This window comes from Paenibacillus sp. NPDC057934 (assembly GCF_042887565.1).
Classification (GTDB): domain Bacteria; phylum Bacillota; class Bacilli; order Paenibacillales; family Paenibacillaceae; genus Paenibacillus_AQ.
Genome location: NZ_JBHVPB010000006.1, coordinates 450,233 through 464,416, shown reverse-complemented (window position 1 = coordinate 464,416; position 14,184 = coordinate 450,233). Strand labels below are relative to the sequence as shown.

The 14,184-nt window shown below is 47.6% G+C and carries 14 protein-coding genes and 1 other RNA gene; 8 read left to right on the top strand and 7 right to left on the bottom strand.

Annotation, left to right across the window (positions count from 1 at the left end; all coding sequences use genetic code 11):
* Positions 1–38: 38 nt before the first annotated feature.
* Positions 39–1,427, bottom strand: a complete 1,389-nt coding sequence (locus ACFVRY_RS16890; protein WP_387501381.1) for an ammonium transporter — start codon at positions 1,425–1,427, stop codon at positions 39–41.
* A 624-nt stretch (positions 1,428–2,051) separates the two neighbouring features.
* On the opposite strand from ACFVRY_RS16890, the gene ACFVRY_RS16885 reads away from it, so the two are divergent.
* Together ACFVRY_RS16885 and ACFVRY_RS16880 are read left to right on the top strand one after the other, a co-directional pair.
* Positions 2,052–2,483, top strand: a complete 432-nt coding sequence (locus ACFVRY_RS16885; RefSeq protein ID WP_066371807.1) for a MerR family transcriptional regulator — start codon at positions 2,052–2,054, stop codon at positions 2,481–2,483.
* 36 nt (positions 2,484–2,519) lie between these two features.
* On the top strand, positions 2,520–3,191 hold the full coding sequence (locus ACFVRY_RS16880; protein ID WP_387501380.1) for a zinc metallopeptidase: 672 nt from the start codon (positions 2,520–2,522) through the stop codon (positions 3,189–3,191).
* 170 nt (positions 3,192–3,361) lie between these two features.
* Here the strand turns inward: ACFVRY_RS16880 and gltC are convergent, their stop codons facing one another.
* Positions 3,362–4,273, bottom strand: a complete 912-nt coding sequence (gene gltC, locus ACFVRY_RS16875) for a glutamate biosynthesis transcriptional regulator GltC (protein WP_066372939.1) — start codon at positions 4,271–4,273, stop codon at positions 3,362–3,364.
* A 5-nt stretch (positions 4,274–4,278) separates the two neighbouring features.
* The gene (locus ACFVRY_RS16870; RefSeq protein ID WP_387501379.1) at positions 4,279–4,911 is read right to left on the bottom strand and encodes a rhomboid family intramembrane serine protease; all 633 of its coding nucleotides are present in this window, start codon (positions 4,909–4,911) and stop codon (positions 4,279–4,281) included.
* 113 nt (positions 4,912–5,024) lie between these two features.
* Here ACFVRY_RS16870 and tpx point away from each other — a divergent pair, with 113 nt between their 5' ends.
* Positions 5,025–5,543 carry a thiol peroxidase gene (tpx, locus tag ACFVRY_RS16865; protein ID WP_387501378.1) on the top strand — a complete coding sequence of 173 codons (519 nt, stop codon included), beginning with the start codon at positions 5,025–5,027 and terminating at the stop codon, positions 5,541–5,543.
* A 149-nt stretch (positions 5,544–5,692) separates the two neighbouring features.
* On the opposite strand, the gene ACFVRY_RS16860 is transcribed toward tpx, so the two are convergent.
* The 3 genes from ACFVRY_RS16860 to ACFVRY_RS16850 all read right to left on the bottom strand — a co-directional run bounded on the left by ACFVRY_RS16860 (position 5,693) and on the right by ACFVRY_RS16850 (position 7,350).
* Positions 5,693–6,082: a DUF1499 domain-containing protein gene (locus tag ACFVRY_RS16860; RefSeq protein WP_387501377.1), complete on the bottom strand. Its 390-nt coding sequence runs from the start codon at positions 6,080–6,082 to the stop codon at positions 5,693–5,695.
* Positions 6,083–6,239: 157 nt separating this feature from the next.
* A non-coding RNA gene (gene ssrS, locus ACFVRY_RS16855) (6S RNA) lies at positions 6,240–6,432 on the bottom strand.
* 105 nt (positions 6,433–6,537) lie between these two features.
* Positions 6,538–7,350, bottom strand: a complete 813-nt coding sequence (locus ACFVRY_RS16850) for a YesL family protein (protein WP_387501376.1) — start codon at positions 7,348–7,350, stop codon at positions 6,538–6,540.
* Between the two features lie 178 nt (positions 7,351–7,528).
* On the opposite strand from ACFVRY_RS16850, the gene ACFVRY_RS16845 reads away from it, so the two are divergent.
* A complete protein-coding gene (locus ACFVRY_RS16845) occupies positions 7,529–7,624 on the top strand; it encodes a hypothetical protein (protein ID WP_042186834.1) in 96 nt (31 codons plus the stop codon).
* 182 nt (positions 7,625–7,806) lie between these two features.
* Here ACFVRY_RS16845 and cshA read toward each other — a convergent pair whose 3' ends face one another.
* Positions 7,807–9,468, bottom strand: coding sequence for a degradosome RNA helicase CshA (gene cshA / locus ACFVRY_RS16840; RefSeq protein ID WP_387501417.1), 1,662 nt, complete (start codon positions 9,466–9,468; stop codon positions 7,807–7,809).
* Between the two features lie 318 nt (positions 9,469–9,786).
* Here cshA and ACFVRY_RS16835 point away from each other — a divergent pair, with 318 nt between their 5' ends.
* From ACFVRY_RS16835 to ACFVRY_RS16820, 4 genes are all read left to right on the top strand, one after another.
* Positions 9,787–10,608, top strand: coding sequence for a YitT family protein (locus ACFVRY_RS16835; protein WP_387501374.1), 822 nt, complete (start codon positions 9,787–9,789; stop codon positions 10,606–10,608).
* Positions 10,609–10,781: 173 nt separating this feature from the next.
* Positions 10,782–10,970 (top strand): hypothetical protein, encoded by a 189-nt coding sequence (locus tag ACFVRY_RS16830; RefSeq protein ID WP_175374354.1) that lies wholly within the window; start codon positions 10,782–10,784, stop codon positions 10,968–10,970.
* A 235-nt stretch (positions 10,971–11,205) separates the two neighbouring features.
* Positions 11,206–12,441, top strand: a complete 1,236-nt coding sequence (locus ACFVRY_RS16825; protein ID WP_387501373.1) for a putative glycoside hydrolase — start codon at positions 11,206–11,208, stop codon at positions 12,439–12,441.
* A 133-nt stretch (positions 12,442–12,574) separates the two neighbouring features.
* The gene (locus ACFVRY_RS16820; RefSeq protein ID WP_387501372.1) at positions 12,575–13,942 is read left to right on the top strand and encodes an MATE family efflux transporter; all 1,368 of its coding nucleotides are present in this window, start codon (positions 12,575–12,577) and stop codon (positions 13,940–13,942) included.
* Positions 13,943–14,184 lie beyond the last annotated feature (242 nt).

Sequence of the window (14,184 nt, the reverse complement as noted above, 5' to 3'; positions counted from 1 at the left end):
TCAATCGGTCCGCCTCCTTTATAAGTGAAGTTATATTATTACTTGAAGGTTTTGGATTCCGAATCCGTAATCAACTTCATTTGCTCAGGGTAACCATAGGTACCATGCTCACTGATATCCAGTCCCATCAACTCTTCCTCTTCCGTTACGCGGATACCATTCACCAGTTTCATAACATACAAGATGATGAAGGACAGCACAGCTACGAAGACGAACGTTCCAGCTACGCCAAGGATTTGAACACCTAGCTGATGGAAGCCACCGCCGTAGAACAAGCCCGCTTGACCAACACCCGTCGTCTCAGCCAATTCAGGTGTTGCAAACAAACCAGTGGATACCGCACCCCACATCCCAGCGAGACCGTGAACAGAGAAAGCATAGATTGGATCATCCAGACCTGCACGCTCTAGCCATTGTGCTGTCATGAAAGTGAATGCTCCCGCTACAAAACCGATCAGGATTGCAGCCCAAGGTTCAACGAAGGCACATGCTCCTGTAATAGCTACCAAGGCTGCCAGTACACCGTTCAGCATCGCTGGGATATCCGATTTACCAAAATACAGCCAGGAAGCGATCAGTGCTGCCAATCCGCCTGCTGCGGCTGCAATATTTGTAGTCACTGCTACGTGGCCGAAGAAACCACCCATTGGCGACAGAGCACTGCCGGGGTTAAAGCCGAACCAGCCGAACCAGAGGATGATAACACCCAGGACAGTGAAGACTTGGTTATGACCCGGGATGATAACCGGTTTGCCTTCTTTATTGAACTTGCCAAGTCTCGGCTTCAGCAATATTGTAGCCACTAATGCCGCAGTTGCGCCCGTCAGATGGACTACTGTGGAACCTGCATAATCTTGCATGCCCAGAGAGGACAACCAGCCACCGCCCCATACCCAGTGGGCAACTACCGGATAAATAACTATCGAGAAAATAATACCGAAGATAATATATACACTAAGTTTAGCACGTTCCGCCATACCACCGGATACGATGGCCAGCGACACCGCCGCAAAGGCCATTTGGAACAGGAATTTAATATTTAGAGTTACATCAGAGCCAGCCAGGGATTCAAACGAAGCTGAAGTGCTATCCCCTCCATAAAGGAAGCCCGTTGTACCGAAGAACCCGTTGCCATTTCCGAAGCCGAGTCCGAAGCCAACAGCCCAGAAGCAAAGGCTCGCGATCGCCAGCGTCAGTACTGTTTTACCAGCAACGTGACCGGCGTTCTTCATTCTTACCGAACCAGCCTCCAGCAGTGCAAAACCGGCTTGCATAAAGAATACCAGAATAAAGGCCAGGAAGGTAAATACTGTGTCGAGCCCAATTTGCAGTTCCGGACTTGTCGGACCATCCGCTGCAAATGCGCTTACCGGGTAGATCATCAGTGTTATCATGGCTAACACCAAAACCAACCATTTCTTTTCCATTGTTCCCCACTCCCCTAATGTTATATTTTCTAACACTTCGTGAAACTCTTAATGTCATTATAATCAGGAGTAAGGTAAATTGACAAGGGTATTTTTAAACTTTTCATTATTTATTTTATAACCGGCTTTCAACGCGCTAATTTAAGATATGGAGATCAGACAACCAATAACACATCAGATTAACGCTAAACATACATTCGTCTTTAATGTAACCGCATCCAGAAAATAACTGCATCTAATCAAAATTTCAATGATTTTTAATGAACATTACAATTAATGCATCTGAATTGTTCGTGTTTATTCTAACCAACACTTACGACACTTATCACCTAACATAATATGTTACATTCATGCTGTTTCTATACATTTTTATAGAATCGAGCGATATATACCTCCTCTTCCTCCAAAGCTGACATAAGAAGAATTGAAGGGATCACTCCTTTGTTCATGTCAGGTATTTTCGTCTCACAGCATGCATATACTTTAGGTAAGTATCACGTTTGACTGTACGGTTTACAGTTTGTTATCATTGTAGAGACAGGTTTGAGATTGCCAAATATAAGGAATGACTGCCACAACACGGTGGTCTGATTCCCAGCAGCGAGGTGAGTTAACATTGGGGATATGACCCTGTATCGAATTGGAGAGTTGGCTAAATTTGCCGGCATCAGTGAACGTACGATTGATTACTACACCAAGTTAGGGCTTATTTCTCCGGAGTCCCGGAGCATGAAGAATTATCGTTTATACAATCATGAAACCTTGGCCGCTTTGGAACGTATTAATCAATTGAAGCATGACAAGTATACATTGGAAGAAATCAAGATTATGATGAGCAAATGGAAAACGGCCGCTCCTGAAGCGGATGTATCCGATAAGCTTGTAGAGCTAGAACTTCACATGCAACAGCTAGAACGCGAAGTCAAAGCCCTTGAACCAATGATTAGTGGGCTGAAGCCCGGGCAGGCGAACAGAGCTTTGTCCGCACTTCTCCCTCAAGGCGTAGCCTGTATTGAAGCCATACGGCTCCTTCTGACCCACGGACCGCCAATGTAAGCAGCTTGTTCACACAACACTCTGGAGGAATGACATATGATGATGTACTTATTAGTAATTGTTGCGTTTCTATTCTCGTTATGGGCCCAATTTAGGGTCAAAGGTACCTTCAACAAATGGTCGAAGGTAGCTACCGCCAACGGAATGACAGGATACGATGCCGCACGCCACATGCTGGATGCCAATGGTCTCAGCGATGTTCCTATCGAGCCTGTACGCGGCGCTCTATCTGACCATTATGATCCGATCAACCGTGTTGTACGTCTGTCGGAGCCTGTATACTATGAAAGCTCTATTTCCGCCGTATCCGTGGCTTGCCACGAGGTAGGCCATGCGATCCAGCATAAAGTGCACTATCCGATGCTTGCCTTGCGTCACCGGATATTCCCGGTAGTTAACTTCGCTTCCGGCATTGCCCCTTTCATGCTGATCGCCGGAATCCTCTTCAGCTCTTTCAATTTGATCGGACTTGGCATCATTTTCTTCTCAGCTTCCGTAGCTTTTCAGTTGATCACCTTGCCGGTAGAGTTCAACGCCAGCAACCGCGCCCGTCAGGTCATGGTTGAGCAGGGCTACATTCGTAATGATGAGGAACACGGTGTTGCAAAGGTTCTGAACGCCGCAGCTTTGACTTACGTGGCTGCAGCACTGGTATCCTTGCTTGAGTTGTTCCGCTTGATCACTATCTACCTCGGCAATCGTGACTAATATCTGATCTGCCATCCTTTTAAGGGGTGTCCCAAACACCGTATCTGCGGTAGGGGACACCCCTTATTCGTGTGAATTGACACGCAAAAAACCTCTCTTGTTAAAATGGCACATCAACCATTTCCAAAGAGAGGTCTCTTTAAGTCTTCTATAGTACTTAAAATGCAAAATTAGCCGACCGGAGCACTCGAGTTCTTCAGCCTAAAATAGGATAGCAAGAAGGTACGGAAAGAACGAGCCACGAGCGGTAGCTTGCCGTCAGTCCGGTGAATCAGGCCGACCGTTCTAGTCACAACGGGTTCAACCACCTTCACCTGTGCTGGCTGAAGCGGGTTCGTCTGGAAGAGCGCCATCTCCGGCAGCAGGCTTACCCCCATTCCAGCCGCCACAAGACCACGTATGGTGTCCGTCTCTCCGCCCTCAAAGGCAATCTGCGGCTTGAACCCTGCCTGAAGACAAGCCTGCCAAACAATAGGCCGTAGAGAGTATCCCTGACTGAATAGAACGAACTTATCATCCTTCAGTTGATTCAGTCGAATGACCGATTCTCCTGCGAGTGGATGATTCTGTGGAAGAATCGCGAACAGCTCCTCCGTCATCACGACATCTCCTGCCAGATGATCATTGCTCTCCGGAAAAGGCGAGATGAAAGCTAAATCCACTTCATTCATCAGTACATCCTTGATTAGCGACGGGTACGTCCCCTGCTTAAAACGGAATTTGACATGGGGATAATGCTTGCGGAACTCCGCTACAATACTCGGGATGAGATGCGTACCCAGGCTATGTGGAAATCCTATACGAATCTCACCCCGCTCCGGATCCAGAAACTCGTGCACTTCCGCCACCGAACGCTCCAGCTCCTTGAGTACGACCTCTACCCTCTTGCAGAATAACTGGCCGACCGGCGTTAGCTGCAGGTTGCGCCCTTTCTGCATGAACAAGTCCACACCGAGTTCCTGCTCCAGCTGATGAATCTGGCGACTGACCGCAGATTGAGCCACATGTAGCTCTTCCGCCGCGCGGGTGACGTGCTCCTTTTGAGCAACCTTGAGAAAATATTGCAGCTGTCTAAGCTCCACGCTTGTCATCTCTCCTGTCTTCGGCTTCTTTTAAATAAGCGAATAATCAGTCCATAGAGGAAAAAGCCGGCAACCAAACCGCCGATATGCGCTACCCAGTCTATTCTAGGAACTGCAAACGTCATAATAAGACCCGTAAGCAGAAGCCCATAGAGGGTCTTGCGCGATCCTTCATCCATCATTGTTCTCTGCATAAGGGCAATGTATAGAAACGCCCCATATACAGCGTAGATTGCGCCTGAGGCCCCTACCGAGACCCGCCACATGTTGACATCGGGAGTGCTTAGCACGATTGACATTACATTAGCCAACACACCACCGCCTAAATAAAGCAGCGCATACCGCCACCAGCCAAGCAAGCGCTCTAGTGGAGGCGCAAACACCAATAATGCAAAACTGTTAAAAAATAAATGAGAAAAACCGTTGTGAAGGAAAATCGCAGCTCCGTAGCGCCACCACTCTGCCCTGAAGGGTCCATTATCCACGATGGCTCCATAATGCACCAGGGTATCCAGATTCGTCGATCCCCCATTAGCTGTTAAAATAACGAACATGACCACATTCGCCAGAAGCAGAAGCGTAGTCACCGGATAATACCGGATATAGCTTCGCCAATTCTCATATCGTATGAATATCATAAACATCCATCCTTTTATACAAGTTATCCTGTTGGACATTCTCCCTTTAAAAAGATTATAATTTATTGTGGCAGTAACATTCCAATATGCCCACTCGAGGAGGAAACAAGGATATGACGCAAGAAAGAACAGGCGTAGCCACTTTAAAGGGCAGCCCCATCACACTCATTGGCCCCGCACTGAAAGCCGGCGATCAAGCACCGGACTTCGTACTCAGCAAGAATCTTGTAGAAGAGGTATCCCTCAGTGATTACGCTGGCAAAATCAAGCTAATCAGCGTTGTCCCTTCTCTGGACACTGGTGTGTGCGATGCACAGACTCGCCGGTTCAATACGGAAGCCGCTGAACTTGGCGATGATGTCGCCATTCTCACTGTCAGCGTAGACCTGCCATTTGCCCAAGCCCGCTGGTGCGGCGCTGCAGGCATCGACCGTGTAATCACCCTTTCCGATCATAAGACAGCTTCATTTGGTGAAGCCTATGGCGTTCTGATCAAGGAACTCCGTTTGGACATGCGTTCCATCTTCGTGATCGACAAGAATGACAAATTAACTTATGTAGAATACCTGAGCGAAATGGGCGAGCATCCAAACTATGAAGCTGCTATCGCCGCTGTTAAAGAGCTTCTGTAAGCTTAGCGCAGGACAAACGCACGTATGCACTTTATTATTTGTGAAAAAAGCGGCAGAAGGCCTCCCTTCTTCCGCTTTTCTTATGCGAGTATCTCTCGAAAACGCATACAATCCCCAAATGGAATTGTTATTCGGCTATGCCGCTGTTCTCAATCCACTTTATATTTGCCAAGCTTCTTGTCCAGCGAACCATAGAGGCGCTGAATTACGCGGTAATTGCCGCCGAGGTCACCCAGGGAACCCCTGGAAGCGGAATATATATCAACTGCACAGCGCACCGGCGTCGTATTGAGTACCGAGACGGTGATATCAAGCGTACGGCCTAAGGCTGTTTTTTTCTCCAAAATAATCTCTCCGACGGACTCCACCTCATGCAGCACTCTATAACCCGGAATTTTTTTAAGTGTTGCAGATACTTCTTCCCAAGCCTTGTCCTTCTGCAAATTGTAGTAACGCGTCTTCAATGCCGGATCTTTTGCGCGGTCGCTTGTTCCATCATGGCTGCGGAACAAGCCGACCAAGGTTCTTTTCAACGACAAAATACTTCCCCCTCTTCAAGTCCCATGTTCATTAGTATAAGTGTAACACTCTTGCCTCAGGAACAAAAGAGCAATACTCACTTTCTGAATGTTCGCACAAGACAAGAAGGCGCCCTATCCGCAAAATACGGAAAATAGGGCGCCTGTCATAACCATTGGAAAACCCGCCTATGCCGTCCGGCCACAGTGTCTTCTGAACCTGCTAGAGCAGGTGGGTGATCGCAGAACTCGCTTTTGAATTCCCCGGGCCATATAGGCGGGGCCTTTCAGCCACGTTTCAATTTTGATCTCCCGAGACATTGTCATTGGTTCAAAACAACGAGCAGCCATAACGTACATCGCAGGATTTAGAACTATTATATTGCGTTTTGACGAAAATGTAAACCTGTATGCGCTTTAAAATTATAACGGATTAGAAATTTCGCCAGTTTTCCGCAGCGTTATGCGATATTGCCTTAAATTCGTTTGGTATCTCTATCGTCTTCGTCTTCAATCTTGTCTTCCCCGGATTCGCCCTCTTCTTCAAGCTTCCGTGCTTCTTCCTCTTCCTTCAACTTACTCTGCTCGACTTGCATTTGCAGCTTGTTGTAGGTTGCATAGAAGTTAAAGAAAGCAAGCATGGCTATCAGCGTAGGAATAGCAATAAAGTACAATGCAGGATACTTCAGACCTATATAACCCAGTACCCCCGCTCCGATCAAAGTCATGAATACACGAATCGGACGAGCGACGGTCAGCAAGAACGAGTTGGTGACAACCTGTTTGAAGGTCATTTGGTAGTGAACCACGATCGAGAAGAAATTAAACATGGACACGAATAAAATAATCATCAGCACCAGCATCAGAATGCCCACAATTTTAAAGTTGGCCATTTGCGTCATGTATACGGTCACATCGACGTACATAATGACGATCAGCAGCGTATAGATCAGGCCGCCGAGCATGCTTTTCACATAATTCTCCTTATAACCTTGGAAGAACGTACGGAAGGTACTGACATCCGTATTTCCCATTACCCATTTGCGCACAACCGTGAATAACGCGGCCGTAGCCGGAAACACAGTAAATGGTGCTAAAATACCCATTGCCCAATTCAAGGTCAGCTGTTCGTTGGGACCGCCTGTGCCCGTACCCAACATAATAATTTTCAGAACAGCTGCAAACAGAAACGGAATCGAACAGAGCGCCCATAAAATATTGCTGAACGCAATCCGTGAAATCCATTCTGTGATGCGGTATAAACCACCCATTGCTCCTTTAAACTCCAATTTCCCTTCCTCCTGTCTGTCTCGCGCATACTGCGTATCTTAACTATACCCTATTTGCCCCGTTCTTTTCCAGCGCCCAAGTTTTTGATTCATGGGTCATGGTCTATACCGTCCATATAATAAGTCCATATATTAGAAACGTAACCAATTCAATCAACTATTCAAAGGAGGTATTCCTATGTCCTCACCTGTTGGCTACGGCGGCTGGACTTCCACCGGCACGATTCTGGTTCTGTTCATCCTGCTCGTTATCATCACTCGCACATTCATCTAACCTGTGCCAGTTGATTCCTTGGAGCGTCTATATCGTCCAGCGGACAATTAGCCGTTCTCCTAACAACGATAAGCAATGTACTACTAAAAAATTCTTACTTATACCAAAAAAGACGGGACCCGCGTAGCGGTGTCCCGTCTTCTTCATATGTTCAGTCATCAGCAGTTGCTGACCTGTTCAGCTTAAACGTCGGAGGAATCCTCACGTTTTACCGCTGGACGTGTGCTGGTAGTGCTGCCGCTTGGGCGGGTAGAAGGTCTGCGCTCACCGCTGCGGGATGCCGAGGAATCACGACCTGCTGCGTTGTCGCGGTTGCCTTTATAGCCGCCGCCGTAGCCACCACTGCCACTACCGTAGTTGCTGCTGTAGCCGCCACGGCTACTTCCGCCGCTATTGTTGTTGTCACGGTTTCCACGGTATCCACCGCCGCCGCCGGAACCACCACCGTAGCCGCCACGGTTGCCGTAGCCACCGTTAGGTTTGCGTCCGCTGCGAATGTCGTTCTTGCCACCACGACGTTTTACGCGGATTGGATCTTCAGGAGTCAATTCGATTTCGGAATCTTTCTTATCGCCGGTCAAAAGCTTCATTGCTGCAGACAGCAATTGTACGGAATCGTATTGTTCCAACAATTGAATGGCAATGCCTTTATATTCATTCAGTTCGCCATTCTCCACCATGTGAAGTAGACGCTCTGCAGTGATGCGTTGTTTACCTTCAATAGCCTCAGCCATAGTTGGCAACGGCTTACGAGTAATACGATGACGAGTAACACGTTCAATCAGGTGCAAGTGATCCATTTCGCGTGGAGTCACAAAGGACCATGCTGTACCTTCTTTACCTGCGCGACCAGTACGGCCGATACGGTGTACATAGCTCTCAGGATCTTGTGGAAGGTCAAAGTTAATTACATGGGTTACGCCGGATACGTCGAGACCACGCGCTGCTACGTCTGTAGCTACCAGTACATCAATGCTTCCGTCACGGAATTTACGCATAACGGCATCACGTTGATTCTGGGAAAGGTCACCGTGAAGTCCATCAGCGGAATATCCACGCTTCTGGAGGGCTTCAGCCAATTCATCAACCCGGCGCTTCGTGCGTCCGAATACGATAGCAAGGTCAGGAGACTCCATGTCGATCAAGCGGCTCAGCGCTTCGAACTTTTGACGTTCAGGAACTTCGATATAAGCCTGGTCGATCAGCGGTGCGCTGATTTGCTTAGGAATAACCGACACGTGCTGCGGATTCTTCAGGAATTGCTGAGCAAGACGTTGGATGTTCGGGGGCATAGTAGCAGAGAACAGCATAGTTTGACGTTCTTCCGGAACAAGCTTGAGGATGGACTGGATGTCCTCCATGAAGCCCATGTCCAGCATTTCATCTGCTTCGTCAAGGACAACAGTCTGTACATCGTCCAGACGGATGGTTTTGCGGTTAATGTGATCCAGGAGACGTCCTGGGGTACCGATAATGATCTGTGGTTTCTTCTTCAGTCCGCGGATTTGACGGCCGATATCCTGTCCGCCATAGATCGCCAGGGAACGAAGTCCTTTGAAGCGGGTCAATTTTCCGATTTCCTCAGCAACCTGGATAGCCAGTTCCCGTGTTGGGGTCATAACGAGTGCGAGAATCTTCTCATCTTCACGGCTGATTTTGGAAATGAGGGGAATACCAAAAGCAGCAGTCTTACCAGTACCTGTTTGTGCTTGACCAATTAGGTCCGATCCGGTCAATGCCAGGGGAATCGACTGTGCTTGAATGGGTGTTGCTTCCTCAAATCCTAGCTCTGTGATTGCCTGGAGAACTTTTGGCTCCAGGCCGAATTCTGCGAATGTTTTCAAATTATTCATGCTCCTTCTATACAGTGGACATTCCACATGCTTGTCTGTATTCTTAAGTAGCGGTAAACACATTTATAGGCTGTCCAATCATGCCAGAATCTCTGCATGGTTAACGCGTACCTGGGACGAAAAGCCGTCCTATCATCAAGCGCTTCAAAATCGCCTGAGCAATTGTAGCTTCACATCCGAAGCAATGCAAAAGTACCATTGTAACGTCCTACTCAAGAATATCCTATACATTATATCACAAACATAAAGGGGAATACCAGTGTATTCCTTTCTTTCATGGTTTACAATACACACCAGAGGTGAATTTGCTTGTTAAAACGTATTGGAAGTTATGTAACAGTCATATTTGGATCTGCTTTGATCGCCAGCGGCTTTAATCTTTTTTTGATTCCGCACCGTTTGCTAAGCGGCGGCGTGTCAGGTCTGTCGATGCTTGTGGGGTATTTTACTCCATTAAATATCAGTCTGCTGTATCTTTTGTTCAACATTCCGCTGCTTGTGGCAGGCTGGTTCCAGCTCGGCCGACGGTTTATCGTCCTCAGTATTCTCTCCGTCGCCTCCACCACTTGGATGATGACGCTAATTCCAGTAAGAGTGGTACCCTCAGATATGCTGCTTGCCTCTGTATTTGGCGGCGTGATGGTCGGCATCGGGAGCGGGATCTCCTTCCGTGCTGGCGGATCTTCCGGGGGTTTCGATATTCTTGGCTCCATCATTACCCGCTACCGTGATTTTCCGGTAGGTACTATAATTGCGGGAATGAATGGTCTGGTCATTCTGGCAGCAGCTTATTTTGACAACAATTGGAACCTTGCTTTGGCATCCATGGTTTCGATCTACGTTACCGGCAAGGTAGTCGACATGATTCACATCAGCCATATCAAGGTAACTGTATATATTGTAACTAACCGTACGGAAGAGCTGCTTAAGCAGTTGCTCGTTCTGCAGCGCGGAGTGACAAAGATCAGAACCGAAGGTGCTTATTCTCACGTGGAAAAGGACATGCTAATGACAGTAACTACACGGTATGAACTTGCAGAGCTAAAACGCATCATTAAAACAACGGACCCGCAAGCTTTTGTTAATATCGTGGAGACTGTAGGCGTCATGGGTTCATTCCGCAAAAGGTAAATGAGAAACAATGCACATGCTTTAAATCTGTGGTATATTATAGTCACGCAGGACCCTTTATAATTTCATGAAGATTGTGCTTTACCTTCTTATTCCAAGCATCTCGTTTTTCTGGGTGAACCCTGAATTCAAGTTCAGTACCATTCGAAAAAGGAAGGGTGATTGTTGTGGAAATGGAAACGGTAAAATTGTCAGCAATCGTCATGAGATGGTATCCCGATATGATGCCGTTTCTCAAGCAGGACGAACTGAATTCGGTGATCGTGCTGCGCGACGGACTAAGTATTTTGGAACCGGCAGATGCCATGGACATCATCCATTACAGCATCTGTGAGCATCAGAACTCTGCGTATCTTCACTAAGCAGTCCGCAAGAACATTTTCTTGATTGTTGCCGCTCTGGGTTTGGCCATGTGCTGAACCCGAGCGGCATTTACTTTTTAATCCTCCGTTTAAAATCAGTGCATCCCGTTTATAAACTGAAAAGGGCCGCTGCACAGGAACACATTGTCAGCAAGTTTATGACAAGTCTGTTCTTTTTGGGAGCAGCTGTTCCTGTATAATTCTAAGGAACGTACATAAAGGGAGAGAATGAAGAATGAACATCACCTGGGCTCTATTGATGATGACACTGGGAAGCGTAGGCATTCAGCAGGACCAGCATTCAGCCAATGTTACAGCCGCTTTGCAAGCCGCAGCTAAGAATCCTGCCATCATTGCACAAAACAGCACCAATCCGAGCCAGAATACCACAGGCGGAGGAATCATTGCCCCGTCGGCTACACCAGTACCACAGACCGGTGGCCTGAGCAGTGCACCTCTTGCTGATCCTCAACCGGATGCGCCTAAGGTGAAAGGTATATATGTCACTGCTTACAGTGCGGGCGGTGCACGTATGGAGCAGTTGCTTAACCTGACTGATTCCACGGAGCTTAATTCCATGGTTATTGATATCAAAGATGATGCCGGGTATATCACTTACAAGACAGACAACCCGGAGCTTCAGCAAATGGGCGAGCCCAAGCCATTCATCGGAGATATCAACAAACTCATGGAGCGGCTGAAACAGCATCAGGTCTATCCGATTGCACGGATCGTTGTATTCAAGGATACCGTGCTCGCCAAGAAACATCCCGAATTGTCTTTTGTGAATCCGGACGGCACCATTTGGAAGAACAAGGGCGGCGACAGCTTCGTTAACCCTTACAATGAAAACGTGTGGAAATACAATGTGGATATTGCGAAGGAAGCAGTTAAGCTAGGCTTCAAGGAAATTCAGTTCGATTATGTCCGTTTCCCTGAGGGCTTTGAGAAACGTGCGGAAACGCTGAAATACACCAAGAGCGATAAGACGCGCATTGATATCATTGCGGATTTCGTAAAATATGCCAAGTCAGAGCTTAACCCGCTCGGTGTTCGCGTCTCCGTTGATATCTTCGGCTATGCTGCTTCCGTCCCTGCTGCGGAAGGCATCGGACAGGATTTTGTGAAGATCTCCAAGAATGTCGATGTCATCAGTCCGATGGTCTACCCAAGCCATTATACAACCGGCTGGTTTAGTGTTAAGGACCCTGACAAAGACCCTTATGCAACCATCAAAGGCTCTATGGTGGATACACACAAGAAGCTTGATCCGCTCGGCAGCTATAAACCTGTGATCCGGCCGTGGATTCAGGATTTCACAGCCAGCTGGCTTGGAAGCGGCCACTATGTGAAGTACGGCAAGCAACAAGTGGAAGATCAGATACGTGCCTTAAAAGATCAGAACGTTGAAGAATTCCTTCTCTGGAACGCCAATAACCGCTACACTGCTGATGTTAATTATGGAAAATAAGCTTAAGGCCATTATTTTTTTATACGGAATCTGATAGTATATCCTTATTAAGGACCCGGCATCCGCCGGGTCTTTTGCCGGGCAGTTTGGCAAAAAGCAACTGAAAAAAATTATAGAACCCGAGGCAAATATAATGATTCAAACCAATTCTATTAAACAAAAAATGGGACAATTTCTACACATTCTATTTCCGATTCTGGTCACCCAGATCGCACTGTCCGCGATTACCTTTTTTGACACAAACATGTCCGGTAAGTTCGGTACAGCCGACCTGGCAGGCGTTGCTATCGGCACAAGCCTCTGGATTCCGATCCAGACCGGATTGAACGGTATTCTGATGGGGATTACCCCTATCGTCTCACATCTTGTCGGCAGCAAAAGAGACAACGAAGTCGCTTATAAAGTTACCCAGGGAATTTGGCTATCCCTGATCGTCTCTGTACTTGTCCTACTGCTCGGCTTCTTGTCACTGTCTCCGATTCTGAACTTCATGAATCTGGAGCCTGCCGTTAGAGACATCGCGGCCCGCTTTCTGACTGCCATTTCTTTTGGCATAATCCCGCTCTTCGGTTACACCGTCCTACGGAGCTGCATTGATGCGCTCGGTCAGACACGTGTCTCCATGTTCATCACACTGATTGCGCTGCCAGTTAATGTGGGGCTTAACTATTTATTGATCTTCGGAAAATTTGGCTTTCCGCAAATGGGCGGTGTCGGTGCCGGTGTTGCATCCGCGATCACATACTGGGTGATATTCCTCGTTGCACTGGTCTTTATCTACCGGGCAGAGCCGTTTGTGGGCCTCAGATTGTTCCGCAAGTTCCATTTCATGTCGCTATCTACCTTCAAGGAACTGCTCAAAATTGGTGTTCCTATTGGCTTCTCGATTTTCTTCGAGACGGCGGTCTTCTCAGCGGTGACCCTGCTGATGAGCCGATTCGATACAATGACCATCGCCGCCCATCAAGCAGCGATCAATTTCGCTTCGACCCTGTATATGATCCCGCTCAGCATCTGTATGAGCCTTACAATTCTTGTTGGCTTCGAGACCGGCTCCGGGCGGCTCAAGGACGCTCGTCAGTACGGGATTATCGGCATCGGCACAGCGGCGGTACTTTCATTCGCAACAGCACTAGTGCTACTATTCGCAGGCAATCATGTCGCTGGACTCTACTCTGATGAACCAGCGGTTATCTCGTTGATCCAACATTTCCTGATCTATGCGATCTTCTTCCAGATCTCGGATGCGATCGCCACACCAACCCAAGGTGTGCTGCGTGGCTATAAAGACGTGAACCCTGCCTTTATCATTTGCTTTATCGCTTACTGGGTGATTGGCCTTCCCGTAGGCTATGTACTGGCGACTTATACCGATTTAGGTGCTTATGGCTACTGGATCGGACTGATCACCGGTTTGGCAATCGGAGCGATACTGCTGATGTCAAGACTCGTTATCGTGCAGCGCCATTTTGCTGCCAAGGTGAAAGCAGGCGAAGTATAAGCCTGTTAGAAATGAATGTACAAAGCAGCGATACACGTATAGCGTGATCGCTGCTTTTTTTCATATGATGATAGTAGCTTATATAACCTGATTGGTTGCTAAGTACAGGAATAAGCTCGGTTCGAATGCAAGTTCGAATGCAAGTTCGAATGTAAGTTCGAATGTAAGTTCGAATGCAAGTTCGAATGTAAGTTGAAAGGCTGCGGAGCTTTCCCCTTTTGCGATAAATAGTTAACTCGGGG